Source organism: Fictibacillus iocasae (genome assembly GCF_042665465.1).
In the GTDB taxonomy this organism is placed as follows: domain Bacteria; phylum Bacillota; class Bacilli; order Bacillales; family Fictibacillaceae; genus Fictibacillus; species Fictibacillus iocasae.
The window spans coordinates 37,280-62,548 of sequence record NZ_JBHTCP010000003.1 but is presented as its reverse complement, the minus strand read 5'-3'; the positions used below and the strand labels follow the sequence as shown (position 1 = coordinate 62,548).

General features: G+C 44.9%; 32 protein-coding genes, 1 tRNA gene and 1 riboswitch. Of the genes, 10 read left to right on the top strand and 23 right to left on the bottom strand.

Annotation, left to right across the window (positions count from 1 at the left end):
• Positions 1–35: 35 nt before the first annotated feature.
• A riboswitch (glycine riboswitch) is annotated at positions 36–124 on the bottom strand.
• A gap of 165 nt (positions 125–289) precedes the next feature.
• Positions 290–1,987, top strand: a complete 1,698-nt coding sequence (locus ACFQPF_RS01885) for a DEAD/DEAH box helicase (protein ID WP_379745684.1) — start codon at positions 290–292, stop codon at positions 1,985–1,987.
• On the top strand, positions 1,956–2,735 hold the full coding sequence (locus ACFQPF_RS01880) for a YqhG family protein (RefSeq protein WP_379745681.1): 780 nt from the start codon (positions 1,956–1,958) through the stop codon (positions 2,733–2,735). Before ACFQPF_RS01885 ends, ACFQPF_RS01880 begins: the two co-directional genes overlap by 32 nt.
• 256 nt (positions 2,736–2,991) lie before the next feature.
• On the opposite strand, the gene ACFQPF_RS01875 is transcribed toward ACFQPF_RS01880, so the two are convergent.
• The 9 genes from ACFQPF_RS01875 to comGA are packed head-to-tail and all read right to left on the bottom strand — an operon-like array spanning position 2,992 to position 7,683.
• Positions 2,992–3,171, bottom strand: a complete 180-nt coding sequence (locus ACFQPF_RS01875) for a YqzE family protein (protein ID WP_379745678.1) — start codon at positions 3,169–3,171, stop codon at positions 2,992–2,994.
• Positions 3,172–3,213: 42 nt separating this feature from the next.
• Positions 3,214–3,723 (bottom strand): shikimate kinase, encoded by a 510-nt coding sequence (locus ACFQPF_RS01870; protein WP_379745675.1) that lies wholly within the window; start codon positions 3,721–3,723, stop codon positions 3,214–3,216.
• Complete coding sequence (gene comGG, locus ACFQPF_RS01865) at positions 3,720–4,112, bottom strand: competence type IV pilus minor pilin ComGG (RefSeq protein WP_379745672.1); 393 nt, start codon at positions 4,110–4,112, stop codon at positions 3,720–3,722. Before comGG ends, ACFQPF_RS01870 begins: the two co-directional genes overlap by 4 nt.
• Positions 4,109–4,555, bottom strand: coding sequence for a competence type IV pilus minor pilin ComGF (gene comGF / locus ACFQPF_RS01860; protein ID WP_379745669.1), 447 nt, complete (start codon positions 4,553–4,555; stop codon positions 4,109–4,111). The genes comGG and comGF overlap by 4 nt, the downstream gene beginning before the upstream one ends.
• Positions 4,519–4,851, bottom strand: coding sequence for a hypothetical protein (locus ACFQPF_RS01855; protein WP_379745666.1), 333 nt, complete (start codon positions 4,849–4,851; stop codon positions 4,519–4,521). The genes comGF and ACFQPF_RS01855 overlap by 37 nt, the downstream gene beginning before the upstream one ends.
• The gene (gene comGD, locus ACFQPF_RS01850; RefSeq protein WP_379745663.1) at positions 4,841–5,281 is read right to left on the bottom strand and encodes a competence type IV pilus minor pilin ComGD; all 441 of its coding nucleotides are present in this window, start codon (positions 5,279–5,281) and stop codon (positions 4,841–4,843) included. The genes ACFQPF_RS01855 and comGD overlap by 11 nt, the downstream gene beginning before the upstream one ends.
• A complete protein-coding gene (gene comGC, locus ACFQPF_RS01845; protein WP_379745660.1) occupies positions 5,278–5,574 on the bottom strand; it encodes a competence type IV pilus major pilin ComGC in 297 nt (98 codons plus the stop codon). Before comGC ends, comGD begins: the two co-directional genes overlap by 4 nt.
• A 10-nt stretch (positions 5,575–5,584) precedes the next feature.
• A complete protein-coding gene (gene comGB, locus ACFQPF_RS01840; RefSeq protein WP_379745657.1) occupies positions 5,585–6,619 on the bottom strand; it encodes a competence type IV pilus assembly protein ComGB in 1,035 nt (344 codons plus the stop codon).
• Positions 6,616–7,683, bottom strand: a complete 1,068-nt coding sequence (gene comGA / locus ACFQPF_RS01835) for a competence type IV pilus ATPase ComGA (protein WP_379745654.1) — start codon at positions 7,681–7,683, stop codon at positions 6,616–6,618. Before comGA ends, comGB begins: the two co-directional genes overlap by 4 nt.
• A gap of 117 nt (positions 7,684–7,800) precedes the next feature.
• Here comGA and ACFQPF_RS01830 point away from each other — a divergent pair.
• Positions 7,801–7,875: transfer RNA gene (locus ACFQPF_RS01830), tRNA-Gln, on the top strand.
• A 119-nt stretch (positions 7,876–7,994) separates the two neighbouring features.
• Here ACFQPF_RS01830 and ACFQPF_RS01825 read toward each other — a convergent pair.
• Positions 7,995–8,387 (bottom strand): Spx/MgsR family RNA polymerase-binding regulatory protein, encoded by a 393-nt coding sequence (locus tag ACFQPF_RS01825; RefSeq protein ID WP_379745651.1) that lies wholly within the window; start codon positions 8,385–8,387, stop codon positions 7,995–7,997.
• Between the two features lie 228 nt (positions 8,388–8,615).
• Here ACFQPF_RS01825 and ACFQPF_RS01820 point away from each other — a divergent pair, with 228 nt between their 5' ends.
• Complete coding sequence (locus tag ACFQPF_RS01820) at positions 8,616–8,861, top strand: DUF2626 domain-containing protein (protein WP_094251862.1); 246 nt, start codon at positions 8,616–8,618, stop codon at positions 8,859–8,861.
• A gap of 163 nt (positions 8,862–9,024) precedes the next feature.
• Here ACFQPF_RS01820 and ACFQPF_RS01815 read toward each other — a convergent pair whose 3' ends face one another.
• Positions 9,025–10,083: a class I SAM-dependent methyltransferase gene (locus ACFQPF_RS01815; RefSeq protein ID WP_379745648.1), complete on the bottom strand. Its 1,059-nt coding sequence runs from the start codon at positions 10,081–10,083 to the stop codon at positions 9,025–9,027.
• A 23-nt stretch (positions 10,084–10,106) separates the two neighbouring features.
• Positions 10,107–10,736, bottom strand: coding sequence for an MBL fold metallo-hydrolase (locus tag ACFQPF_RS01810; protein WP_379745644.1), 630 nt, complete (start codon positions 10,734–10,736; stop codon positions 10,107–10,109).
• A gap of 65 nt (positions 10,737–10,801) precedes the next feature.
• On the opposite strand from ACFQPF_RS01810, the gene ACFQPF_RS01805 reads away from it, so the two are divergent.
• Together ACFQPF_RS01805 and ACFQPF_RS01800 are read left to right on the top strand one after the other, a co-directional pair.
• The gene (locus ACFQPF_RS01805) at positions 10,802–11,257 is read left to right on the top strand and encodes a hypothetical protein (RefSeq protein WP_379745641.1); all 456 of its coding nucleotides are present in this window, start codon (positions 10,802–10,804) and stop codon (positions 11,255–11,257) included.
• Positions 11,258–11,353: 96 nt separating this feature from the next.
• Positions 11,354–11,539, top strand: a complete 186-nt coding sequence (locus ACFQPF_RS01800) for a DUF2759 domain-containing protein (protein ID WP_379745638.1) — start codon at positions 11,354–11,356, stop codon at positions 11,537–11,539.
• A 63-nt stretch (positions 11,540–11,602) separates the two neighbouring features.
• Here the strand turns inward: ACFQPF_RS01800 and ACFQPF_RS01795 are convergent, their stop codons facing one another.
• The 11 genes from ACFQPF_RS01795 to ACFQPF_RS01745 all read right to left on the bottom strand — a co-directional run bounded on the left by ACFQPF_RS01795 (position 11,603) and on the right by ACFQPF_RS01745 (position 22,299).
• Positions 11,603–12,772, bottom strand: a complete 1,170-nt coding sequence (locus ACFQPF_RS01795) for a M14 family metallopeptidase (RefSeq protein ID WP_379745635.1) — start codon at positions 12,770–12,772, stop codon at positions 11,603–11,605.
• A 116-nt stretch (positions 12,773–12,888) separates the two neighbouring features.
• Positions 12,889–14,760, bottom strand: coding sequence for an LTA synthase family protein (locus tag ACFQPF_RS01790; RefSeq protein ID WP_379745632.1), 1,872 nt, complete (start codon positions 14,758–14,760; stop codon positions 12,889–12,891).
• Between the two features lie 327 nt (positions 14,761–15,087).
• The gene (locus tag ACFQPF_RS01785) at positions 15,088–16,053 is read right to left on the bottom strand and encodes an ROK family glucokinase (RefSeq protein WP_379745629.1); all 966 of its coding nucleotides are present in this window, start codon (positions 16,051–16,053) and stop codon (positions 15,088–15,090) included.
• 13 nt (positions 16,054–16,066) lie between these two features.
• On the bottom strand, positions 16,067–16,258 hold the full coding sequence (locus ACFQPF_RS01780) for a YqgQ family protein (RefSeq protein WP_379745627.1): 192 nt from the start codon (positions 16,256–16,258) through the stop codon (positions 16,067–16,069).
• 130 nt (positions 16,259–16,388) lie between these two features.
• A complete protein-coding gene (locus tag ACFQPF_RS01775; RefSeq protein WP_379745849.1) occupies positions 16,389–17,876 on the bottom strand; it encodes a spore germination protein in 1,488 nt (495 codons plus the stop codon).
• Between the two features lie 186 nt (positions 17,877–18,062).
• A complete protein-coding gene (locus ACFQPF_RS01770) occupies positions 18,063–19,115 on the bottom strand; it encodes a M42 family metallopeptidase (protein WP_379745846.1) in 1,053 nt (350 codons plus the stop codon).
• Between the two features lie 40 nt (positions 19,116–19,155).
• The gene (locus ACFQPF_RS01765; RefSeq protein ID WP_379745624.1) at positions 19,156–19,839 is read right to left on the bottom strand and encodes an HAD family hydrolase; all 684 of its coding nucleotides are present in this window, start codon (positions 19,837–19,839) and stop codon (positions 19,156–19,158) included.
• Complete coding sequence (locus ACFQPF_RS01760; protein WP_379745621.1) at positions 19,832–20,008, bottom strand: hypothetical protein; 177 nt, start codon at positions 20,006–20,008, stop codon at positions 19,832–19,834. The genes ACFQPF_RS01765 and ACFQPF_RS01760 overlap by 8 nt, the downstream gene beginning before the upstream one ends.
• A gap of 58 nt (positions 20,009–20,066) precedes the next feature.
• Positions 20,067–20,849, bottom strand: a complete 783-nt coding sequence (locus tag ACFQPF_RS01755; protein WP_379745843.1) for a DUF92 domain-containing protein — start codon at positions 20,847–20,849, stop codon at positions 20,067–20,069.
• Positions 20,850–20,854: 5 nt separating this feature from the next.
• Positions 20,855–21,415 carry a 5-formyltetrahydrofolate cyclo-ligase gene (locus ACFQPF_RS01750; protein WP_379745618.1) on the bottom strand — a complete coding sequence of 187 codons (561 nt, stop codon included), beginning with the start codon at positions 21,413–21,415 and terminating at the stop codon, positions 20,855–20,857.
• A 59-nt stretch (positions 21,416–21,474) separates the two neighbouring features.
• Positions 21,475–22,299: an MBL fold metallo-hydrolase gene (locus ACFQPF_RS01745; protein ID WP_379745615.1), complete on the bottom strand. Its 825-nt coding sequence runs from the start codon at positions 22,297–22,299 to the stop codon at positions 21,475–21,477.
• A gap of 154 nt (positions 22,300–22,453) precedes the next feature.
• On the opposite strand from ACFQPF_RS01745, the gene ACFQPF_RS01740 reads away from it, so the two are divergent.
• The 4 genes from ACFQPF_RS01740 (at position 22,454) to deoD (ending at position 25,246) form a co-directional block, all read left to right on the top strand.
• The gene (locus tag ACFQPF_RS01740) at positions 22,454–23,110 is read left to right on the top strand and encodes an alpha/beta hydrolase (protein ID WP_379745612.1); all 657 of its coding nucleotides are present in this window, start codon (positions 22,454–22,456) and stop codon (positions 23,108–23,110) included.
• Between the two features lie 111 nt (positions 23,111–23,221).
• Entirely contained in the window at positions 23,222–24,085 is an 864-nt protein-coding gene (locus ACFQPF_RS01735; RefSeq protein ID WP_379745840.1) for an SPFH domain-containing protein, read from the top strand.
• 12 nt (positions 24,086–24,097) lie between these two features.
• On the top strand, positions 24,098–24,262 hold the full coding sequence (locus tag ACFQPF_RS01730) for a type II toxin-antitoxin system antitoxin (protein WP_379745609.1): 165 nt from the start codon (positions 24,098–24,100) through the stop codon (positions 24,260–24,262).
• A 276-nt stretch (positions 24,263–24,538) separates the two neighbouring features.
• On the top strand, positions 24,539–25,246 hold the full coding sequence (gene deoD / locus ACFQPF_RS01725) for a purine-nucleoside phosphorylase (RefSeq protein ID WP_379745606.1): 708 nt from the start codon (positions 24,539–24,541) through the stop codon (positions 25,244–25,246).
• Positions 25,247–25,269: the final 23 nt, after the last annotated feature.

Genomic DNA, 25,269 nt, shown 5'->3' with positions numbered 1-25,269 from the left:
TGGTGGCTCAAAAAGATGAGCACTCTCCAGAGATGCGTCAAACAAGAGTCTTTTTGCCTGAGAGTTTCACTTCCGCTTGCTCCTTCGGCGTCGCTGATAAGGCGATCTCTCCTCTTGCTTTCATTCGCGGGTATGTAATTATCCTCGAACGTCCATACTAGAATTAATTTGGCTGGTACATTATTATCCTATCATTTTTATCTTTTAAAAGGCAATGCCTTTTAGCACCGCTGTTTTTGGCAAGAAGCAAATATTATCGCTGACATTAGGAAAGGAACGGCTGCTCCCTATGAACACACCCATACAGTTTCAAAGAGACTGGCACGATGAATTTTTAAAACGAATAGACGATGATGGCCCGTGGGCGAACTGGGAACTTTACAACCTGGCACTTGAAGCAGAGAGTCATACCTGTTCTCCTGACTTCTTAGGGCTGCAGTCTCCCAACCATTTGCCGCATATGACATTTCTGCCCCATCAGCTGAGTGTTGCCAAAACGGTCATCGAGGAGATGAACGGAAAAGCCATACTGGCAGACGAGGTCGGACTAGGAAAAACGATTGAAGCTGGCCTAATTTTAAAAGAATATATGATTCGGGGACTCGCGAAAAAGGTGCTCATACTTGTTCCGGCCTCTCTCGTCATTCAATGGGAGCAGGAACTGAACCAAAAGTTCTTCATTCCGGCGGTCGCCCAGAGAAAATCGTATGTCTGGGAACAATGCGAGGTTGTCGTATCCAGTATAGACACAGCCAAACGCAGTCCGCACCGTGATATCGTTTTGAATCAGGACTACGACATCGTGGTCATTGATGAAGCGCATAAATTAAAAAATAAAAGAACGAAGAATTACGAGTTCGTTCAGCTGCTAAAAAAGAAGTTTTGTCTGCTGCTTACAGCAACTCCTGTACAAAATCGAGTGGAAGAAATTTTTAACCTCGTCACCCTTTTAAAACCTGGCCATCTCGGAAACCAGGAAAATTTCGACAAAGACTTCCGGAATGACCGGCATTCCTTGAAGAACGAGGATAAGCTGAAACAGCTCGTCAACAAAGTAATGGTCCGCAACCGGCGGGAGGAAACCGGCTTGAAATGGCCTAAACGCATCGTGAAAACGATTCCGATTCAGCTGTCAGAAAGTGAACGCCAGTTATATGACAGCATCAGCGAGCTTAAAAAGGAGCCTTATTTTCAGCGCAGCAAATTTGCCGTGCTGACGCTGCTAAGAGAAGTGTGCAGCTCACGAGAAGCCGCTTTTATCACGCTGCGCAACATGATGCAAAAACTCGGTGAAAATCAATATGCTCAGCAGCTTATCGCTGCACAGATGCAAAAGGTCGAGCTTGTCACTCAAAACTCAAAGGCGATGAAGGCACTTGAATTGATTCAATCTATTGATTCTAAGGTGATCATCTTTACAGAATACCGGGCTACTCAGCTGTATCTGCAATGGTTTCTTCAGAATAACGGCATCTCCTCTGTCCCATTCCGCGGGGGGTTTAAGAGGAGCAAAAAAGACTGGATGACTCACTTGTTTAAAAACCATGCACAAGTATTGATCGCAACAGAAGCCGGCGGTGAAGGGATCAACCTGCAGTTCTGCCAAAATATTATCAACTACGACCTTCCTTGGAACCCGATGCGCATTGAACAAAGGATCGGACGCGTGCACAGGATCGGACAGCAGGGAGATGTCCACATCTACAATTTCGCGACTGAAAACACTATTGAAGAACACATCTTGAACCTTCTGTATAATAAAATCAATCTTTTCGAGAGTGTGATCGGCGAGCTTGATGAAATTCTGACAAAGTTCGAGATTAAAAATATTGAAACGTATATCACTGACATCTTGAATAGCTCAGAAAGCGAAGGAGAGATCAAACTAAAGATGGATAACCTTGCCTCCCTCATCAACCTCGAGGGCGGAATACAGCAGAAGGGATGGGAAGAGCATGCAGCAGCACGAGATACACCGCTTTCTTGAACGGTATTTCACAGCTAACGAATGCGAGATGGTCGAGAGGAATTTCAGCTACATGAAGGTCCAATTAACGATCGACCTCGATAAAGTGCTGATGAACAGGCCCTTTTACTGGCATTATCAAGAAAAGACAGGAGCACCCCCAAATCCGATGGCGCTCACACTCGTCACAGGGCAACAGCAGCCTTCAGACGGAAAGGGAGAGTTCATCCACTTCGGCTCGCCCCGGCTGCATCAGATTTTCTCATCGGCAAAAAAACTAGCATCCTTTATACGAATGTACGAGAATGCCGCTCGCCAAGGTACGAACCACATTCCTCTCAATCCTTGGCTTTGTTTAAACGTGAAGGTCTCCTATCAATGCGACCGAAAAAAAGACAGCATTCTCTCTTACGGCTTGCATCTGATCAACGGAGAAATCCAGAGCCATTTTCACGAAACCCTTTCTCAAAAGCTGCTCACAAAGCGGATACCCGATTTTTGTTATACGCTCAGCCCGCTGATCAAACCGATTTCCGGCATTAAGCGGATCGAAAACATCATAACGGATTACATCGAGCAGGACGATCATAGCTGGGCGATCGATGCAAGAATGCGGTGGAAAGAAGATGAAGATTTGCTAGAAAGCTTTTATGAAGGAGAATTAGATAAACCTGAATCTTATTACGTGGAAAAAGAAGCGTTAAAAACACAGTATGACCCTGTTGTATCGGTCGATATCATTAATGGCGGCCTGTTCTACCTTCAATAATAAAAACCCGGTGAGGTGCCGGGTTTTTATTGTACTCTTTTAAGTAAGTATAAAATTCGACGCAATCAAAGGTTCAGGAATAAAGGATAAGGGCAACTAGGGCTGACTTAAAGGCTTTACGTTAGCCAAGTTTTCTTTACACTTCAAAGATATAACTTTTTTAACTGAGGAGAAATTCGACGCAGTCAAAAAGTTTAGGAAAAAGTATAAGGGCAACTAGGGCTTACTTAAAGGCTTTACGTCAGCCAAGTTTTCTTTATTTGCGTTTGAAGAAGTATTTGATTATCATCGGCAAGATGCCAAAAAGCGCGACGGAAACAGGCGGTTTTGCCTGTTTTCGCTGCATCCTCCGCTCTTTCCTCGTTATGGCTGGTTCATCCATGTACTGAACGATCTTTTTTGTAACTACTTTAACGAGCTCATCACCAGAAGCCAACTATCATCACCTCGATTTACCACTATGATAGCCAGTACTCTGTTAGTTTAAACAGAACGCTTTTACCATTTCTTCCGCCACCTGCTGCGGTGTTTTTCCGTCGGTTGCAATGACCATGCTGCATTCTTCATAAAATGACTTTCTTTTGTTATAAAGCAGCTCGATCTCTTCCGCTGTTTTTTCTTTTAGCACCGGCCTTTTGTCTATTTCCCCTGGCGCTGTCAGCCTTTTCATGATTTCTTTAAAAGACGTTTTCAAGTACACGACATGACCGACACCCATCATATACTCTCTGTTATTCTGATCAGCCGGCAGCCCTCCGCCTGTTATCACCACGCAATTTTCTTTTGGCATCTTTTGCAGTAGGACGCTTTCTCTCAGGCGAAATGACGCTTCTCCCTCTTGTTCAAACAGCTCTTTAATCGTTTTTCCTGCGTTCTTTTCTATCACTGCATCCAGATCAAAGCAAGGCACGTTTAGCAGGTTTGCGGCAATCCACCCAGCAGCTGACTTTCCGCTGCCCATAAATCCAGTCAAGTATATGGTTTTCATCGTTTTTCTTCTGTCCAATCTGTTAGTTTATGGCTTGATTTTTCATAAGTAAAGCGTGCTTTCCTTTTCCTTCCTGCACTGCTCTCCGATGTGATCAAGACGGAAAACATCAGGCTGTCCCTCGTTTCAATATAGCATACGATTGACATGTTTTTGTGAGAAAAGAGGAGTTCTGCCGGATAAGTCAGCGTTTCTGTCCCGTTTATCCTCAATATGGCGAATTGCGCTCCTGCCTGCAGCAGCTGATTTTCTTCTGAAAGCCTCTCTTTCTGGCGGACAAATTTTCTTTCTGCAGCCATCATATCTGATGCTGCCATGACAGTGTAGAACAGAGCAAAGCAGATGATGAGGATGATGGGATAAACGAAACCCTTCTCATTCTGTTTCATGGCGCAGCCGATGGAAGCATTCTGTATGAACGCTCCTTTTTCATTCCGTTCTTGTCTGTTATCTGCAGACTCAATACTCCTGCTGTCATAACCGGTTTAAAGGATGATACATTTTGAAGCCAAATCTCATGTCCTGTACCGTTTACCTGCTTTCTGATTTTATCTTGATACAAAGAAAAAACAGCGGTATCATCAGTTTTCACTTTTACTACAAGCTTTCCCTGAAGCACGCTTACTTCCTTTGCTGCTCTTATTTCTGTACCGATATCGTGATAGAACATCTCGGTTTCTTCGATCGCTGTTCCTTTACCCTCTTTGCCTGCGGTCGTAATAACGTTCATTAACAGAGGTATACAAGCCGCAACCGTAACGATCATAGCCAACGCTATCAATAGTTCTATCAGACTCATTCCGAGTTCATTCCCGCATTTATTATTCCGCATCGCTCATACTCCCTGCCGTTTGCTGCTCTAAACGAGACACACACCTCAGAAAATCCATCACGGAGTGCGTGTCCTTTCAAAGCATACGTCGTCTTATCCACCAAGACTGTCTCAACAAAAGATGATTCTCCCATCGCGAGCCTATTTTCAAGCAGCTCTCCCCCCTTTAACATCTGGCGGGTTGCAGCTGCCTCCTGATGAAGGCTACAGAGAACAGGAAGTCCAACCACCCCCAGACATGACACTAGCAAAAGGGATGAAACAGCTTCCATCATCAAGTATCCTCTATCGTTCATCAATGTAAAAGCGCCCCTTTCCCAGCTGAAAGACAAGGTGAAACCTTTTTTGGTTAGCTCGTATCACGAGAGTCCCGCCTTGGCTAATGTTTCCTCTTCCATTGTAAGTAATAGTCAGGGGCATGGAGTATGGTTCAACTGAGACATGGTCGGGATAGGTTACTTTTTTGAGCGATTTCACACCATCTCTAATGATGTACGTGTGGCCTTGGTGAAAAACAAGTGAAACGAAGGATTCTGTGGAAACTGCGGTTTGTTGGGTGAAGTACAAATCTTTTTTCAGTGATTTTAAAAAAGAACGCGTCTGAACCGTTTCATAAAATGTCCGTAATGAAAAGACTCCCGCTCCAAGAAAAATGGAAACCACAAGAAGAACAATCATCATCTCGATAAATGTATAGCCGTTCCGGTTATCTTTCCAGCCATTCATTGAGATTGCTTGCTCACGACACCGTTTGTGATCACGAGAGCCGATCCATCTGGGCAAGTAACCGTGTCTACATACTTGTCTTTAAATAAATCTTCTATTGTTGGCGTCTTGTTCAGCTCTGCTTCATAGGCACCGACCTGTCCTTGCACGAGATTGATCGTCGCTTCACATCCGAGCTTCCGTGATACTTCGTTATTTTTTGTGATGCTCGGAATGGCGATCAGCATGAGGACTGAAATAATGAGCAGGACGATCATCATCTCGATCAACGTAAATCCTTTTTCATTTTTCATATTAGCCTCCTTATATGGCTTCCATAATTTTCAGCACAGGATAAAACATAGCGGTGAAAAGAAATAACACCGTGATGCCGATGATTGTGAACAAGGCGGGCTGTATTTTCTGAATGATGGCGGTGCTTTTCTCTTCGAGTACTTCAAAAAGCCATTCACCATAGGCTGACATGTCCTCACCAAGCGTTCCGCAATCCTGGGAATGCTTGATGAGGGTCGAAAGTTCTTCTGTATAATACGGTAGATCTTCAACGGCATTGTAGAACGCCACACCCTCTGTTAGCGTATAGCGGAGCCGGCCGGCTTCCTCTGAAAAGAACGCTGTATAGCCATTCTCTTCTAGCTTACTCAGGGCATCTGTTAAAGAAAATCCGTTCTTCAGCAGTTCACCTGTCTGAAGGCAAAAATAGTGAGTAACATAGAGCGGAATGAGGTTTTTGAACACAGGAAACTTCAGCCATAACGAAAGCATTTCTGTTGCTGTCCCCTTTTTTCTCCAATAAGCGGCATAACCAGCCAATGATGCGGCTAATACGAGTAAAGCGAATAAAAAATAGGGAAGATGAAGAAGCAGGGTTAAAGTAATTCTTGTCATGAGAGGCATTTGAAGCTGCAAGGAACTGTACAGTGTCTGAAATTGAGGGAAGATGAAGCGGACAAAAACAAAGCCTATCCAAAAAGTGAGAAAAAGCAGAAGCAAAGGATAACGCATGACTGCTGCAAAACGTTTCTGAAAATGTGACTTCTTCAAGAGAAGTCTTCCGCTGTTCAAAAATGCGGAGGAAAGACTGCCGTAGGATCGGGAAAATTCAATGATGGCGAGGACATCCTTTGGAAAGCGGCTGTTGGATAGGACGGTGTGCACTTCGTATCCGTCTTTCAGCTGATCCATCATCTTCTGGATGGTGGCTTTGCGGTCATGTTTATACCGATGCAGCATCAATTCAATCGCTCTTACTAGAGGATAGCCTTTTGATGTCAGCTGCCCGAGCTTCTGCAGAAACTCGCCTTGTTCTTGAGTGGACCATTTTTTCTTTCGAATCATGTTGACAAACCGCCCCAGCGGATATAGCTGTCATCTTGAATAAAGCCCATCGCATGTCCGTGCTTCATGTAATAGGAGAGTCTCCGATAGCTGGTTGCGGTCATTTTTTCGTTATTCAAGATCGCCCGCCAGCATTGATCGAGCTCAAATCCTGACAAAATCTCGTAGACACCTGATCGCCGGTGTTTTCTTCTTGTAAAGCAGAATCCTGAACAATTTCCCTCGCAAAACGGGCAAACGAGTGAAACAAGCCTTTGTGATGCAATACCAAGCAGTGTCTGCCGAAGCTCTGACTTTCCGATACCGAATTCCTTCAGCCTTAGAAGCGCTCCGCAGCAATCAGAGGCATGCAGCGTTGATAACACAAGATGACCGGACAAACTTGCGTTGACAACGAGCTCAGCAGTGTGGCTGTCACGTATCTCGCCGATCATAATAACGTCTGGGTCGTGCCGGAGGATGGACTTAAACCCTTCTCCATATGTTACACCCGCTTTTTCGTTGATTTCCATTTGAAGGAAGGTATCCACTTTCCTTTCAACAGGGTCTTCAAGCGTGACAATCTGCCGGTTCATCACATGCTGCAAATGGTGCAGCATAGAGTACAGCAGGGTGGTCTTGCCTGAGCCAGTCGGTCCCGTAAACAATATCAGGCCGCTTGCCCGCTTGATAAGCCTGCTTAGAGTGTGCATCTGGCTGGTAAACAGAGAGAGTTCATCCATGGAGAGAAATTGGCCATGCGGCAAAATTCTAATAACAAGTGATTCGTGATACGCAGAGGGGATGGAAGAAAGGCGAAGATGTGTGGTTTGCGATCGGCTCGTAATATCCATGGCACCGCTTTGGGGACGCCTCAGCTCTCCGACATCCATGCGCGCCATGAACTTATAATGGGAAAGCATCCGCCGAAATATGGGATAAGGGTACTTTTTCATTTCGATGAGCCGGTCATCCACTCGAAATTGTACGATTCCCTCCAATTTCTTAGGAATAAAGTGAATATCCGATGCTTTCACCGCCATGGCAGAGTCGACGAGCTCCCGGCATATCGTTTCAATAGACAATGAGTATTCCTCCTTTCTTTTGAAAGTACATTAGACGCGGATATTGCCCGTTCCTGCAAGAAATTGTCTAAATTTGCGTATATATTTTTTGTGATTATCCATACTAGTTATTATTGATGGGCTATAGCCAAGCGGTAAGGCAACGGACTTTGACTCCGTCATGCGTTGGTTCGAATCCAGCTAGCCCAGCCAATTTGGTCCATGTTCTATTTTTAAACGGTTCGCTGCATCGTCGATGATCACCATTGATAAAAAGTTATGCTTTCAAACGAGAAAAAAAATAACACTCTTGGGTAAGAGTGCTATCGCCGTCAGGACACATGGAAAATGTGTTCTTTTTCAATTCCTTTTGCAAGCTTGGATAATTCACCAGGGCTGTAGCCTGCTACGAGCCTTCTACCGTCAGTCAGGAGCGGACGCTTTAAGAGCCTTGGGTTCTCATGGAGCAGTTCGAGTAATTCGTTAACGGTCATGTCATTTATATCCACGTTTAGTGCTTGATAACTGCGGCTTCGTTTCGCGAGAATCTCTTCCGTTCCGTTCTTGGTCATCTTCATCATGTCCCGAAGCTCATCGATACTTGGAGTATCCCTGAACAGATGTCTTTCCTCAAAAGGCACATCATTTTTTTTCAGCCATGACTTGGCTTTCCGGCATGATGTACAGCTTGGATAAGTGAAAAAAGTCAGTTTTAAATCGTCCACTTCCGGCCTCTCCTTTCATGCTACTGCTACTTGTTTAATTTCCGAAAAACAGGAAATCTAAACATTTTTACCTAGTACAATGTAAATAATGCAGGAGAATGAAGGAAAACCCTTTCATTTGACACATTTTTTCCAAGTGCTCTTCTAACAATGGCATTTACAAATTTGTGAAGACTACTATATAATACAAAAGGAAACAGCTTTTTTGGACGCAAAGGAGGGATACATATGCCAAGAATGTACAAAGTGCTTGGATTCTGGACAGGGATTATCGCCGTAATGGCTTATCTCGGACATATGGAAGAGATGGCGCTTCTTTTCCTCGGCCAGACCATCATGTTCGTTTCACTGAGCTATCTTAATTTATCTGAACGTATGTATATTTATATTTTCGGAGCATACTTAACGGTGTTTTTCGTCGGCTTTACATACTGGACGACGTTTATGATGACGCCTGGAGCAGGCGGACACTGATCCCCGCTCACCTGATCTATACATAGAATTTAGAGCCGCCAGTCATGGCGGCTCTTTTTCTTTGCCTGTTTTCAGGGTTCGTTGGCCCCGACCTAAAGAATTTACTCGCGGTTGGCTGATTGGGCACAGCTCATTTTCGGCGAAAGAGGTCTTTTTTCCTGCTCTATGCTTTGACTTGCCTTAAGACCTGAAATCCCTCTCCTAGTTCGCTGTTTAAGAGAAACGAACGAATCGCCCGGCTTGTTTTTGCTTCTTCCGAAAACGGATCGGAACCGTCATGATTTTTCAAGTAATTCAATATCCCGTTTTCTAGCAAAAAATTGGCTTGGCTCATCAACTCGCTGTTCACCATACCTCCCAATCTGCCTTCTGCTCTAACGGTCTCCCAGTCCACATGAGACGTCAGATCCATCTCTCCTGTAAAGGTGAGAATGTCAGAGATTAGCTGGTGCTTTCGGTAACCCCTAATACTCCCGCTTCTTAAATGCGGCAGCTTCCATTCCTCTTCTTTGTATCCGTAGTCTACGAAATAAACAACGGATTTCCTATCCAGCCAGTCATACAGGTTATGAAGCCACTTCGTCATGAAGACAGGGACTTCGCCTCTTGTTCCATTTCGGCTTTTAGACAGCCGTTTGGCAGCTGTGGTTTGCAGTGCAGCTGGCTTCCATAGCTCGTACAGCGTTTGATTGGGTGTGACGCTGACATGCATTTCCTCTAAGTGCCCATTCCTCTTTCGGACTACTTTAACCGGCATGGCATCAAGTAGTTCGTTGGCGTACACGATTCCATGAAAGCGTTCCACCTGCTGTTTTATTGCAGAGAACGATTCATATAGGTGCACATTTGAATGAGATTCCAGCGTTTCAGCAATTCTCGTACGATGTGAAGGGCTATGTTCCACGATATGATAAATAAGCTTCTTATAACTCGATCGATCCTCCTGTTTCCAGCGGTCGAGTACATGCTTCGCAAAGCTTCCGTTACCTGCTCCAAATTCAAGAATTGCGGGAGGCAAATTTTTGTCATGCATCAAACGGCGGAACACATCTGACCAAATCCAGCCAAACACGGAAGAAACAGAGCTGCTCGTATAAAAGTCTCCATTTTTGCCGATCTTCTCCCTTTCACTCGTATAATAGCCCTCTTCCGGATGATAAAGGGAAAGAGCCATATACTGGTCAAACGGGATGCACAGGCCTGTTGACTTGTGGATCTCCATTAGGACAGCCTTCATAGTGAGGTTTAGAACCCGCTTAGAAACGGGTTAGAATCCATTTCATTGCCAATTGTCGTGGTTGGTCCATGACCAGGCGCGACAACCGTTTCTTCAGGAAGCACGAGAAGGCGGCTATGGATGCTCTCGAGCAGCACCCGCTGGCTGCCGCCCTGTAAATCTGTGCGCCCAATGCTCCCAGCAAAAAGGGCATCTCCGCTAAAGACTGCTTTTGCATTTGCAAAATAATACGAGACACTGCCAGGAGAATGTCCAGGTGTTTCCAACACATCCATTTCGAACGAACCCAATGTGAGTTTTCCTTCTTCTTTGATCAAATGGTCAGCTTGCTGTGCCGTAACATGCTGCCCAAAAAAAGCAGAACCATTCTTTTTCACATCCGATAGCCATTCCGCTTCACGCTCATGGATATAGACCGGTATCCCCCATCTCGCTTTCACGTCATCCACTGCTCCGATGTGGTCGAAATGAGCGTGAGTTAAAAGTATGGCAAGAGGTTTGATCTCGAGTGACTCTATTTTTTTGTTGATTCTTTTCCCTTCCGCACCAGGGTCGATGATTAACGCTTCCTTTTTTTCATTCACTAGGATATATGTATTTTCTTGAACAGGTCCGACTGTCATCATGCTGTATTTCATGATTTTCCTCCTCATTGTGTTTCTTCTTCTCTTATTTTACACTAAATAAAAACGGAGGCACACGTATGCTGTCTTGTATTTGTTTGGACCTTTACGAAATAGACGAGCCTGAAAAGTTAAATTCATCTGAATGCTATACCTCTGCAGGACACTTGTTCCTCTTCTCTAGTGAATCAAGACTCTCTCATTTTTTACAGCAAAACAGCATGAAGCGTGATGAGAGTCTCATCCATCTAGTGCTTCTATTTCAAAGCCTTTCTTTAGGTGAACACTTTACAGACTATGGATTTATGACAAAGTGCGGAAATTATGCCTTGTACACGGAAGAAGTCTCTATTTTCCACATGAAATCTGGCCATACTGATGATGTGGAGATGTTCTTGCAGCAGTTTGACGAGCACAAGGTGGCAGCCGTAAATCTGCCGCCTGTCCAATATGTCTGCAGCCGTAATGATGAAGAGCTGATACGCCGCACGGCAGAGGCCTACCGTCTTGTAATCGCATTCATTTCTTACAATTGACTACTGTACAAATACTTTTAAAACAAGTAAAATAATACAGTGTTAGTCATTTTATCTACATAGTAACGGATTATTACACAGCAAGGGGGCTTTAAAATGGGATTAGCGATCATTACAGGCTTAGTGGCCATCCTGGCTGCTTTTGGTTTGTTGCGCACACTCAAAATTAAAAACTTGTTTGCCGCCGGCTTCGCTTTTTTAACGTTTGCCGTGTTCGGCTGGTTTACTGTCATGACGGTTCTTGACACTTTCTTCGGCAGCGGAGGCACATCAGGACACTAATTGAACATGTTCTCGCCAAAAACCGTCAGTTCCTTTACCTGGAACTGACGGTTTTTGTCTGCATCATTCCATGGCAGCCAGAAAGATCTGAACCGCCTGCTGGTAGATTTCTTCAAACTGTTCCAAATCAATGGGATTCACACCAAGGCCAAGCTCAATAGTGAATCCTGGTTTTTGAAAATGATAGATAAACCAATCTTTATATCCTGCGTAGCTGTCTAGATATTGAAGGGCTCGGTAACCGGTTCGCTGCTCCATCTTTTTCACAACCTCTTCTGATACCGTCGGCTCTCTGCCTTCAAATCCCCAATAGATCTCCTGTCCTTGTGTGTGCAGGGCAATTACCGCATCAAATCGATATGTTTCAGCAATGAGCGCCATAGCCTTTGCTTCAGGTTCACTGAGCGGTTCATCTCCAGGATAGTCACGTGGCGATGGCTGCTGTGGTTTTCTTTCTTTTTCTATCTCCCAAAGAGCAGGAAACTGATTGTTTAAGTCCACTCCTCTTATATTCGCTTTCCATCCTGTGAAATCACTGCTGTTCTTATTGAGACTCATTGCAAGAGGGCCAAACTCAGGATGAGCAGGCGGGCCTTTCAGAACAAGGTCCACTCCATCAGGGTCCACCATAGGCACAGCAAAAATTGTGATGTCTTCTATCAGCTTTCTTGCTTTGATCTCTGCCAAATTTCCATTAGATACAGCTGATTGTGCCAGGCGCTGCAAGAATTCCATTAATACCCCTGTGGTGATCCATTCGTTCGCATGAAATGAAGCGTTTATATGAACCTTTTTGGGGCCGTTCCCTATGATCAGCATAATAATAGGCTTCTCTAGCACAGAATGTCCAATCACTTCTTTTCGGATGAACGGATAGGCGTTAGTGAGTGATTCGGCGTCTTTTTGAAGCGTTTCAGATGTATACTCCTTTTTCCCGGAATATAAAGCATCCTCCATCCTTTGCGGTATGTTCCAATAAGCCCCATTCTCGCTCAGTTTTTCTTGATTAAGTAAATGCAGCATATCAACTGGCACTGATAACGCTTCACTTAAACCAATGAGTGTATCTCCCTGCTTGACTTGGTAGGGACTTATTTTATACCCGGGTATGATGATGGTGTCACCCTGTATCATCGTTTCTTTTCCGTCCTCTGATAAAATCAGCGAAGGCGGAAGAGAGAACAAGCGGCTATAATAGGTGATCGTATCACCGTTCCTTACTTTCACTTTCACAGAAAACACCTCCCTTTCTGCTCGTAAAAGTGTATGAAACACTTTGCTGTTTATGCCAAAAAGAAAGCGGAAACCCGCTATTTCTGGGTTCCCGCTTTTCTTATCTTTCGTCCTTTTCACTTGGTCACTTGGCTGCTGTTTTTGTTAAGAAAACGAAGAAGGTCACCGTAGATAATCTTATCGGAATATTGCAGCTCCGTTTTTGCTCGTGCACCAAGAGGCTCACAAAGCTTGCTGTCCGTTTTTTCTCCAGTACGCTTATCGTAGCAGATGTTTCCAGTAAATAGCGCATCTTTTGTGATATACGAGTTATCTCGCAATACCGCGAAATCCTGGCGGTCTTTCGCAAACAAATCCGTTCCAAACTGAATATCGTTCTTGGTTTCTATTCCTAATAGATGCATGATGGTCGGTTTCAGGTCAATTTGACCTCCGACTGTTGGCAAAACTTTTCCTTTTTCACCAGGCATGTGGATTATCAGCGGAACCTTTTGCAGCTGCACCGACTCAAATGGCGTGATCTCTTTGCCTAGGAACTGGGCCATTGCAGGATTATGGTTTTCAGAGATCCCGTAGTGGTCTCCGTAAAGAATGAAGATCGAATCCTCATAAAGCCCGGCCTTCTTTACTGACGCGAAGAATTCTTTTAACGCTTCATCCGTATAACGGACCGTCGTGAAGTATCGGTTTACCGTTCCATCCGCTGAAGTCCATTCAGGAATGTACTCATCTTCTTCATCTAATGTGAACGGAAAATGATTGGTTAGTGTGATGAACTTCGCATAAAATGGCTTTTTCATCGACTGAATATGTGGCAGTGACTGCTGAAGAAACTCGCGGTCCTTCAGTCCCCAGCCGATTGAATTCTCTGGCGTCACATCATATTCTTTTAACGAGAAAAACTTGTCATAGCCAAGCGAATCGTACATAATATCACGATTCCAAAAGCTTTTATTATTGGCATGCAATACAGCAGACTCATAACCGTGCTTTTTGATCAGCTCCGGTGTTGCGTTGTATTGATTTTGCGCATGAGTGAAGAATACAGCACCGCTTGGCAGCGGGTAGAGTGAATTATCGAGCAAAAATTCCGAATCTGAGGTTTTCCCTTGCCCTGTTTGGTGATAAAAGTTAGGAAAATAGTAGCTTTCCTGGATCAGATCATTTAAAAATGGTGTGATTTCTTTGCCGTTTACCGTTTCATTTATTACAAAATTTTGTGTAGATTCCACCGAAATCAGAAAGACATTTTTCCCTTTTGCCTTGCCAAACATTTTGGGATCTGGATTTTTATAGTTGGCGCTGACATAGTTTTCGACGTCGGTAATTTCACTTCCATCTGCGAACGCACGCTGCGCTTTTGCTTTGGATTGAATAATGGCATCGTATACATGGTAGTTATAAGTACCGATGTTCTTGATCAGCATCTCCCTGTCAAACGAACGTGTCAAAAGCTGTGGCCTTTCCGTTTCTGCGATGCCCACATTCACGATGAACAACACGACAGCCGCAGTAAAGGTAAGTCCGATTTGTTTTCTTGTTGCACGTTTTGGTGCATAGCCTTTGCGGTTCATCCAGACAGCGAGCAGAATAATGTCAGCAAACACGAGCATATCCAAAGGCTCTATCAGTGTGAAAACACTGTTACCCAGGTCCCCCATGTTGCTCGTCTGAAAAAGTACCGGTATGGTAATAAAATCATTAAAAAATCGATAAAACACCATATTAGCATACATGACGAAAGAAGCTGCTGCACTGATCAAAACGATCATGTGCCTATGAGCTTTCCCTTGAAAATATAAACTGAACAAGAAAAACAGCACGGTGGAGCTGAGTGGGTTGATAAATAATATCACCTGCTGCATGGTGTTCTCCATGGGAATGTCAAAAGCTGTTTTGTAAATGACATATGTTTTAATCCATAAAAACATTATCGCAATAAAAAAGAACTGATAATCGGAAAAAGTCTGCTTCATCTTTTGCTTCATGAGTTCCGTCTACCTCCTAGCTTCCCTGATAACCTAAAGGGTCCTGCTTTCAGCCGGCTACCATCCTTTACGAACACTTAATAATTTTTTAATATCCCTTTACATAAAGGTTATAATATAGTGTTTCAATGGGGATTACAATACCCTAAAGGACTAATTCAAGATTCTGACAAATAAAGAGATTATACGACAAGGTGCTTTTTATACAGCCAAATCATTAGACGGAACACCATAAAAAAAGTTTCAAAAGCAGAGCGTTCAATAAGCTCGATTCCCTTTTCCTATCAAAAATAAGCCTCCTGAATGTTCAGGAGGCTGCTGTTATTTTTATTTGATGCTTTGTTTTGCGAGCCATGCTCCACCGATTACACCGGCGTCATTGCCTAGTGTGGCAATGGCGAATTGAGCGCCTTGTGCTACGCGTGGAAGAGCGAACTTCTCAAAATGTGTGCGAAGCGGCCTTAACAGCGTCTCACCTGCGCTGGAGACCCCGCCACCGATGACGATCATTCCTGGATTGATGGCATTTGACAAGTTCGCGACAACTAGACCGAGGTGGAACGTGATTTCATCAAGTACTTGAGCGGCATACGCATCTCCTTTTTCAGCCTCTACCGCTACGTCCTTTGCTGTTAACGTCTTCGATTCTTTCCAAATGTCATACAGCGAAGAATCTCGATGATTCTCCATACCAACCGCTGCAATTCTCGCAATACCCGTAGCCGATGCGATGGTTTCAATGCAGCCAGTTTTTCCGCAGTTACATGCCGCTCCGCCTTCTGTAATGCTCGTGATATGGCCGATTTCTCCTGCCATTCCGTTCACCCCATGCACGATTTGACCGTTGGAAATGATTCCTCCACCCACCCCTGTTCCGAGTGTTACGCACAATAGGTCGCTTTCTCCATTACCTGCACCTTTCCACATTTCTCCAATCGCTGCCATGTTTGCATCGTTCTCCACTGTCACAGTAAGGCCTGTCTCTTTTTCAAGTTCGTCTTTCAGCGGGTAATCCTTCCACCCGATGTTGACTGCCTGATGAATAAACCCTGTTTTCATCTCGATAAATCCAGGTGCACCTAATCCGATTCCTTTTAAGACGCCTTCCTCTTTACCGAGTGTCTTTAATGTATGTTTTAAAGAGCTGCTAATATGTGTTGTGATATGTTTTCCGCCTTCGGATACATCTGTCGGAATCTCCCACTTTTGAATGATCTCCCCCTCCATCGAAACGAAGGCCATCTTTATCGTTGTACCGCCAACATCTATTCCTGCAAGCCATTGTTCTGCCATCTTAATGTCCCCTTTATTGAAATTTATTTTGTTCGGCTCGGAGAATGAGCACGGCTTTTTGAAACTCATCTGCTTGTATCAGGTTGTCTGTATAAAGCTGACGCACCTCATCCATCATGAGCTCAATGTCACCTAGCCGGTGTCCCGTATAAATAAACGACCCAAATCTTTTCAGCAGCTGCTGAACATCATAAAACGTTTTCATTTTCATCACCGATCATATTATATCAAATCAATGCAAGCCTTTGCACAAATTTATAAACCGTTTTTATTCGCTGATCTCTTTCTCTTCCATATAAAAAAAGCCAGAAGAGATTATCTCCTGGCTTCACACGTTATCTATCCGGATCCTTTGGATGAAGAACAGCCGGTCTTCTGTTTTTTAGCGGGATAGGGGAACGGAAGACCACATCGCGAAGTGCTCGATAGTTAAATGGGATGAATGGCCATAAATAAGGGATATGAAAGGACTTGAACGTTGTAAAAAAGAGTATGAGCAGTGCAGATCCCCCCACATAACCAGGAACTCCAAATAACGCGGTGACAAGCAGCAATAGCAGCCGGACGATCCGGTTCGCCAAGCTTAGCTCGTAGGTAGGTGTCGCAAATGTGCCGATCGCTGCAATCGCGAGATATAAAATGACCTCGTTGATGAACATGCCTACTTCTACAGCCACAGAACCGATTAAAATCGCTGCGACGAGACCGAGTGAGGTGGAAACGGCAGAAGGTGTATGGATGGTTGCCATTCGAAGCATGTCCATTCCCAGCTCGATTAATATAAATTGGATAAGTAGCGGAATCGCTGCATCTTTTTCAGGCCCGATAAACGTAAGCTCTGCCGGGAGCAGCCCTTGTTCGACCGCCAGCAAATACCAGAGCGGAAGAAGAAAAATGGAGACCCATACCGCAAGAAATCGAACGAGCCGCAAATAAGCCCCCACTACAGGCTTCTGCCGATATTCTTCGGCATGCTGCAGATGGTGCCAGAATGTTGTCGGAGTAATCAAGACCGCTGGAGAGCCGTCCACGTAAACCAAAACATGGCCTTCAAGCAGATGCACCGCTGCTGTGTCTGGCCGCTCAGTATAGCGCACTAGCGGATACGGGTTCCAATGCCTCCCGCAAACGAACTCTTCCACCGTTTTTTCACCCATCGGCAAACCGTCTGTGTCAATTTTCTTAAGCGATTCTTTAATTTCTTTTACGATGTGAGGATCAGCGATATCCTCGATATACGAGACACACACATCCGTTTTAGAGCGCCTGCCGATGCTTAAATACTCCATACGGAGCGAACGGTCGCGTACCCTTCTTCTCGTCAGCGCCGTGTTAAAAATAATCGTCTCAACAAAACCGTCGCGTGCTCCGCGCACCACTTTTTCCACATCTGGCTCTTCTGGACCTCTGACAGGATACGTTCTGGCATCGATGGAGATGACTGCATCCACACCTTCACACAGTAAAATGGCCGGTCCGCTGAGCACCCAGTCTACCCCTTGATTTAAATCATCTGTCTTGCCAACTTCAATGTAAGGAATGTGCGTTTTCAACAGCTTCATAAGCGGGTTAGGATCGAGATCTCCAGGCTCCAGCTGAGATAGCAGCTTCATCAAATAATGCAGGATATCATCCTTGATAAAACCGTCGATCATAAAGAAAGCCATTCTCCTCCCCGCATATTCCAAATCCAAGTATAAGCAGTCAAAGCTGATATCAATGCCCAGCTGCTTTTTCAAATAAGCAACGTTTTCATCAAACGAAGTGGTGATAGGATGTTTTTTTGGATAATAACTCAAGGTACTAATCCCTCCTGTTACCATCCTTAACGTGAAAATCAAAATTAATACATGGCTGCACCAAGCTGTTAACCATAATAACATTATGTTATTTATTTTTGGTGAAATCGTGATGCAACGTTATGTGTCTTCATACAAAAGACCGTACACCTTCCTGTTGAAAGGGTACGGTCTCTTACTTAGCAGAATACAGCCGTCTCACATCACCATCTATGCATGTTCTCTGTTCATAGACGACTGTAGATACGCCAATATTAAATTAGCGGTGTGAAGAAGTGATTGAATGTGTGTCCGTTCAAAAGCATGAGAGGCATCGATTCCTGGACCGATTAAACCGTGGACGATATCGTATCCTGCCTTAATCGCTGCTGAAGCGTCAGAAGAATAATACGGATAGATATCCACTTTATATTCGATGCCGTTTTCTTCAGCCAATCGCACAAGCTGGTTTCGTAAACCAAGATGATAAGGGCCGCTAGAATCTTTAGCGCAGATGGAAACCGTAAATTCATCTGTCGCCTGGCCGTCTCCGATCGCTCCCATATCGACCGCCAAATACTCTACCGTCTCTGCCGGAATACTGGAGTTCCCGCCATAGCCGATTTCTTCATTGTTGCTGATCAGGAAATGCGTCGTGTACGGCAGATTGATTTTCTGCTGCTTGATCGTTTCTATGATTTGCATCAAGATGGCAACACTAGCTTTATCATCAAGGTGTCTTGATTTGATGAACCCTGACTCGGTTTCCTCAAATCGCGGAGAAAACGAAACAAAATCCCCAACAGAAATCCCTGCTTTGAGCGCATCTTCCTTGCTCGTGAATACCCCATCCACCCTTACTTCCATATGCTTTTCATCTCGTTTAAGCTCATTCATACCTTTATAGACGTGGCCAGCTGTTTCATGCATAAGCACCGTGCCGGTGATTTCTTTTCCTGATGAAGTATGGATGGTGCAATATTCGCCTTCGACCGTGTTCCAATAGTACCCGCCGATCATGGAAAGGCTCAGCCGCCCGCTGCTTTTCACTTCTTTCACCATCGCGCCTAGCGTATCTACGTGAGCTGTCAGCATCCTATGCTTGGAATCATCGATCCCTTTAATCGTGCCAATGATCGCTCCTTTGTTCGTTATGGTATAATCGACGCCATTCTTTTCAAGAAATTGTCCTACGTGCGCTACCGCTTTATGTGCAAAGCCTGACGGACTAGGGATATGTACGAGTTCTTTTAGAAGGTTCACGATATTTTGGCTGTCAGTCATTTTCATACTAGCTTCCCCCTGTTCGATATGTCTGTCCTTATTATACTAAATATTGCGAAGTAAGGAAGGAGGCAAGCAGGCTAGGCGTAATGATCGGAGTTTTTCCATTTTCAGGGCTTAACCAAAGGGTTCTCCAGCCGGCTTCTTTTGCTGGCACTATATCCAGTTCATATGAATTTCCTACATAAACTGGCCGCATCCATCCTGTTTTTTTCTGAACAAACCGGAAATAATCGGGGTTGGGCTTTTCAAAGCCATTCTCTTCAGAAATAAAAATATGTCTTTCCTCTGGCAAAGTTGGCAGGCACCCCATTTTTGCCCTTTGCAGGCTGGAATATCCATTGCTGATGATTCCCCAGGGAATCCCCTGAGACTTCAGGCAGGTAAGAACATGGACACTCCATGGAAAGGGAGAACAGACTTCCGGAATTTTTTGTATTAACTGCTCTTGAAATGAACAAGCCTCCCTTTCTTCAGCGTGATAGCCCATGGCTTCCACTGCTTTGTTGTAACGCAACGCTTGATATTCCTGTTTTAACAAAGAGCCCTTTTCATAGCTGCTCCAATATGCGTCACAATAATATTTAAAGAACTGAAAAAACTCTCTCTCATCACGATGTGGGTGCAAAGCTTTGATCGAAAATAAAGAAGCCTGCTCAAAAGCGGCTTCGTAATCGATAAGAGTGTCATCGAGGTCAAAGAAAATAGCAGTCTGGTTATTCAAAAATGTCATCCATTACTTTAGAACGCACGCCTGGAAATGACATGGCGCTGCCTACTGCAAAGCGTCTGATCGCAGGTACTCCGAGTGCCATGTTTAAAAGTCGATAACGGTATTTGTACCCCATCATACCAGCGCCTATAAGCAGAATGGTTTTTAACAGAAATCGCATATCTTGGTTTCGCCCCTTTCTTCCCTTACTTTCCACTAATGCGTCTTAAATTATTCACTCACGCTAGTAAAGCAGAAGCGGCAAGCGCCAGGCCGCCAGCAGTCAAAGAAGAAAGGAAGTTGACAGCGTTGTTTGTCATCAGTCTGCTGCCCCAGATTTTCACAGGCTTCCATCCACAATGTTCGTCCGCCTCAGTCTGGATACCACAAACACGGCATGTATAGGACGGTTCCACATATGCCCCAAATAAGGTGTCTGCGAAACAGCCGGCAATTGCACCTATGAGAATAAAAACAAGAGTGGCAGGCGTTATTTCATCATACAGCACTAAGGAAATCACCGAAATAAAGGCTCCTCCTGCTATCGCAGCGGCTGTACCGAAAGTGGAAACGGCTCCTGAAAGCCCCGCTTCCACCCGTTTGCGAAGCTTAATGTGATACGGCTTGGATTTTGAAAGAAAACCAAGCTCAGAAGCCCATGTGTCCGCCGCCGCTTCTGCAAACGAAGCAGCGAAGGCTGCGATCCATATAGGTGAAGGAAACAATAGTGACAGCAGTGCTGCCAATAGTCCAGCACCGCCGTTGGCGAGCACTTGCCCCGCTGATCTTCCGCCTGATTCATGACGCAATATTTGCGACTCATCCTTTTTGCTTTTTCCCACTTTCGTCCACAACATTGAACTCACAAAAAACGCACCTATTATCATGAGGCTGCGGCCGCCAAACGCCGCGAAAGACGTAACTCCTAGAAAAAAGGCAGCCAGAGCGCCTCCCTTTGTGAGAAGACGCTGCCATAGTATGATCACACAAAAAAGACTGATGCCGATTATCGCCGCATACATGCTGTTCACACTTTCACCAGACCGTCTTCGCTGAGCAAAAAGTCGACGGGGATATCAAACGGCTCACTAGGGACGTCAGCTGTTATCTGGAACGAGAAAGCAAGAGAGAGTGTTGGGTTTTGATAATTCGCCAGGTAACGATCATAATACCCTCCTCCGTAACCGATTCGAAAGCCTTTCAGACTGAAAACGAGCCCAGGAACGAACATCAAATGAATTTGGTCTCCGATCAGCACGTCTGTTTTTTTCACGATCGGTTCAAAAAGATCCATATACTCATTTTCCAGATCGCTGAAAGACGTGATCACCCTGAACTCCATGGTCTTTGAATCCTTCTGGCATCTTGGCACTGCAACCGTTTTTCCTTCCTGCCACGCTTTTTCGATAACCGGTTTTGTAGGAAGCTCAAAATCACGAGAAACGGTAATGCCTATTGTTTCGGCGTCACGCCATAACGTTGAGGAGAACAGTTTCTTATGAATTTCCTCGTATATTTTTCGTCGTTCTTCATCCTGCAGCTGGTGCAGCTTTTGTTTCATCAATCGGCGCCATTCTTTTTTATCCAAGATGATGACCTCCTCAAATCACTATAGTGACAGTATAACGAAAAAAGGAAACCGGTACATCATGTGCTGAAATAAGTGCCTTCGAGCGCAGCGATATAACGCTCTGCCGATTTTTGCACCCTAAAATCTGCCTCACTCTCAACCTTTCTTAAAAACGCTTGATAAAGCGCACTAAATGAATATCTCTTTAATACATCTGCCATGCGTTTGACCGTAGAAGCTGGGAGAGGAATGTAGTTAGGATAGCTGTACATAAAACTTACATGCCTCCGGTCGGCTGTTACAGTGAGTATGTCCCCGCTCAAAAGCAAGCCCCCCTCCCGCTCGCCGCCGCGATAATGAAGCACCGCTCCGCCTTTAAAATGGCCGCCGAGTCGGATCAGCGTGATCTCGCTGGTCAGCGGAAGCACTTCTCCGCTCCAAAACACAATATGAGGGGTGTTTCTCATGACCCATGATCTGTCGTCTTCATGTATATACAGCGGAACATTGAACCGCTCTGCCCACTCCGCTTGAGCAGAATAATAATGGGGATGCGAAAGGGCGATGGCGTCCAAGCCGCCAAGGTTGCGAATTCGCCGCTCAGTATCATCATCCAGATACGTGACACAGTCCCACAGCACGTTTAGTGATTCTGTTTTCAAAAGATAGGCGGACTGGCCGATAGCAAATTCAGGCTTTGTCGTGATGCTCCAAAGGTTGTCTTCTTGCTGAATGATTTCATTGCTGTAAATGCGGCTTCTGATCATCTCCTGCATACTCGTCCATCTTTGTCCATTTTGCGGGATGTACTGTCTTTCATCATCACATATGATACAGTTCATCGGCGGCTCAGCGGTTTTTGCATACTCTACGCCGCATGTTTTACAAATATAATGGTTCATTCTTTCAAAACCTTTCCTTTATCATATATTCATTGTATTTATTTCTGCTGAAACTCACCTCGGGCAAAGCATGGAACAAAAGGTACGACTTTAGAAGGAGATTGCAGCAGTTTAGGAGAACTTGAAAAACAGAAAAGATTATTGGAGGAAATCAATGAACCTGAATGGATCGAGAGGAAGCATAACGGGATATAAAGGGCTGGATGTACCGTACACGCTGCTTTCAGTATCAGAAGACGCGTCTTCACTGGCCGTCATACTGCCGGGGCTTGGCTACAGTGCGGAAGGGCCTTTGCTGCACTATGCCACAGGGGTTGCCCTTCATCACAATTGCGATGTGCTTCATGTGAACTATCGTTATTCAAGCGATGATTACCGTTGTTTCAGCATTCAGGAGATCGATGAGGCACTGCAGCAGGATTCGCTTGATGTTCTGGCAGACGTTCTATGCAGCCGAAAGTATAACAGCTATTTTTTGATCGGAAAATCTATCGGCACTATTGCGATGGCCGCATTGCTGAAAAATGAACCCTTTTCGTCTGCTGAAACAGTCTGGCTGACACCGCTGCTGCATGAGAACATGGTTTTAGAATCCATGCTCAGCACCATTCAAGATGGACTTGTCTTTATTGGAAGCGATGACCGCCATTACTCAGCTGACGCTGTGGAAAAAATTATGAATAGAGGCCGCTTGGAATGCACGATAGCGGAAGGGGCCAATCACAGCTACGAATACAGCGGCGACACGATGCGGACTATTGATTTATTAAAGCAAACCATATCCAAAATAGAAGGAATGTTTAAGCGGTGACCATACCGCTTTTTTTATTTGAGCACGCACACAAAAAAGTATATATTTACCAATTATTCCATGATATGATATAGATGTGATATCACTTTGATATTCAATAAGGGGGACAAAATTATGGAGAAAAATGTTTGGAAGATGAATGGTTTTTTAGGGACGTTAGCTTCTCTGCTGTTCGGCGCTGCAGCCGTTTTTTTTGTGTTGAACGTTCCTGAATCCGGACCGCTATATCTATTCGCAGCTGCACTTTGCGGTCTGGCTGCACTGGTTGTTCTATCCAGTTTAACCGTGGTCGCGCCGAATTCAGCAAAAGTCCTCACTTTTTTTGGCACGTACGTCGGCGTGATCCGCGAGCAAGGCTTCTGGCTGACCGTACCTCTTACATTAAAGCGAAACGTTTCCCTTAGAGTATCCAACTTTACGAGTGAGAAGCTTAAAGTGAATGATCTGCAAGGTAATCCGATTCAAATCGCGGCTGTTGTGGTATATAAAGTATCAGATTCAGCGAAGGCCGTGTTTGATGTGGAAGACTACGGACGCTTCGTTCATATTCAAAGCGAGACCGGCATCCGGCACATCGCCAGCCAATACCCGTACGATGTTCACGGCGAAGAAAACACGATGAGTCTCCGGCAGCATAGTGACGAGATCGCCGAACAGCTGGCGATCGACCTGCAAAAGCGCCTTGATCTAGCAGGAGTACAAGTGCTCGAAGCGCGAATCATGCATCTCGCCTATTCATCAGAGATTGCCTCTGCGATGCTGCAGCGCCAGCAGGCACAAGCCGTCCTCTCCGCAAGAAAAGTAATCGTGGACGGAGCAGTAGGCCTCGTTAAGTCAGCGATCGAACAGCTTTCTGAAGAAGGTGTCGTGGATCTGGATGAAGAGAAAAAGGCGCAGATGGTGAACAATCTGCTCGTCGCACTCGTTTCAGAAAAAGGCAGCCAGCCGATCATCAACGCCGGTACGATTCATTAAGGATGTGCAGCCATGGTAAAGCGCAAAGCGTTTCCCCTCCGTATCAATCCAAAGCTTTATGACGTTCTTGAAAAATGGGCGGACGATGAACTGCGGAGTGTGAACGCTCAAATAGAAGTCATATTGAAGGAAGCCGCCAAGAGAACTGGACGGCTAAAGGAAGAGAAAAAAGAGTAAAAACAGGCGCCTCATAGAGGTGCTTGTCTTTTTTACAAAAGTATAACTTTTTCGCAAGATGATTACTCGATGTGGCAAAAAAGTTAACGTACATAGTGTGAGGGCTACTAAGGCTGAATATAAGGCTTAGAATCAGCCTAGTTTTCTTTATGAATTTTATTGGACAGTCTTTTACATACTGATGGATAAGTTGTATTGTATAAAGGGGCAGTATAACCCATTACTTTATTGGAGGTGAAAGCCTGCTGCTGAAGAAGTAACAGCAGAGGCACGAACATGAGCATACATATTAATGCGAAACAAGGCGATATAGCAGAAAGCATTCTATTACCCGGCGACCCGCTGCGCGCTAAATACATTGCAGAAACATTTCTTGAAGATGTAACATGCTACAACGAAGTACGAGGAATGCTCGGTTTTACAGGAACGTACAAAGGAAAGCGTGTTTCTGTTCAAGGAACAGGAATGGGCGTGCCATCGATTTCCATTTACGTGAATGAGCTGATGAATGAGTATGGCGTGAAGAACTTGATCCGTGTCGGTACATGCGGTGCGATTCAGAAAGATGTGAAAGTGCGCGACGTGATCATTGCAATGACAACGTGTACAGATTCAAGAATGAACCACCTCATCTTCCCTGGTTTCGACTTTGCTCCTTGCGCCGATTTTGATCTGCTGAAAAAAGCATACGATGCGGGTCTCGAAAAGGGATTGAGCGTCCGTGTCGGGAACGTGCTTACTGCTGACACGTTCTACCGTGAGAGCATGGACATGGTGAAAAAGCTTGGCGATTACGGCGTTCTTGCTGTAGAGATGGAAACGACAGCTCTTTACACTCTTGCTGCCAAATATGGCAGAAACGCTCTGTCTATCCTGACAGTCAGCGACCATATCTTTACAGGTGAAGAAACGACCTCAGAAGAGCGCCAGACGACGTTTAACGACATGATCGTGATGGCATTAGAAGCAGCTATCCAATCGTAATCACAGAGAAACCGCCCTCATTT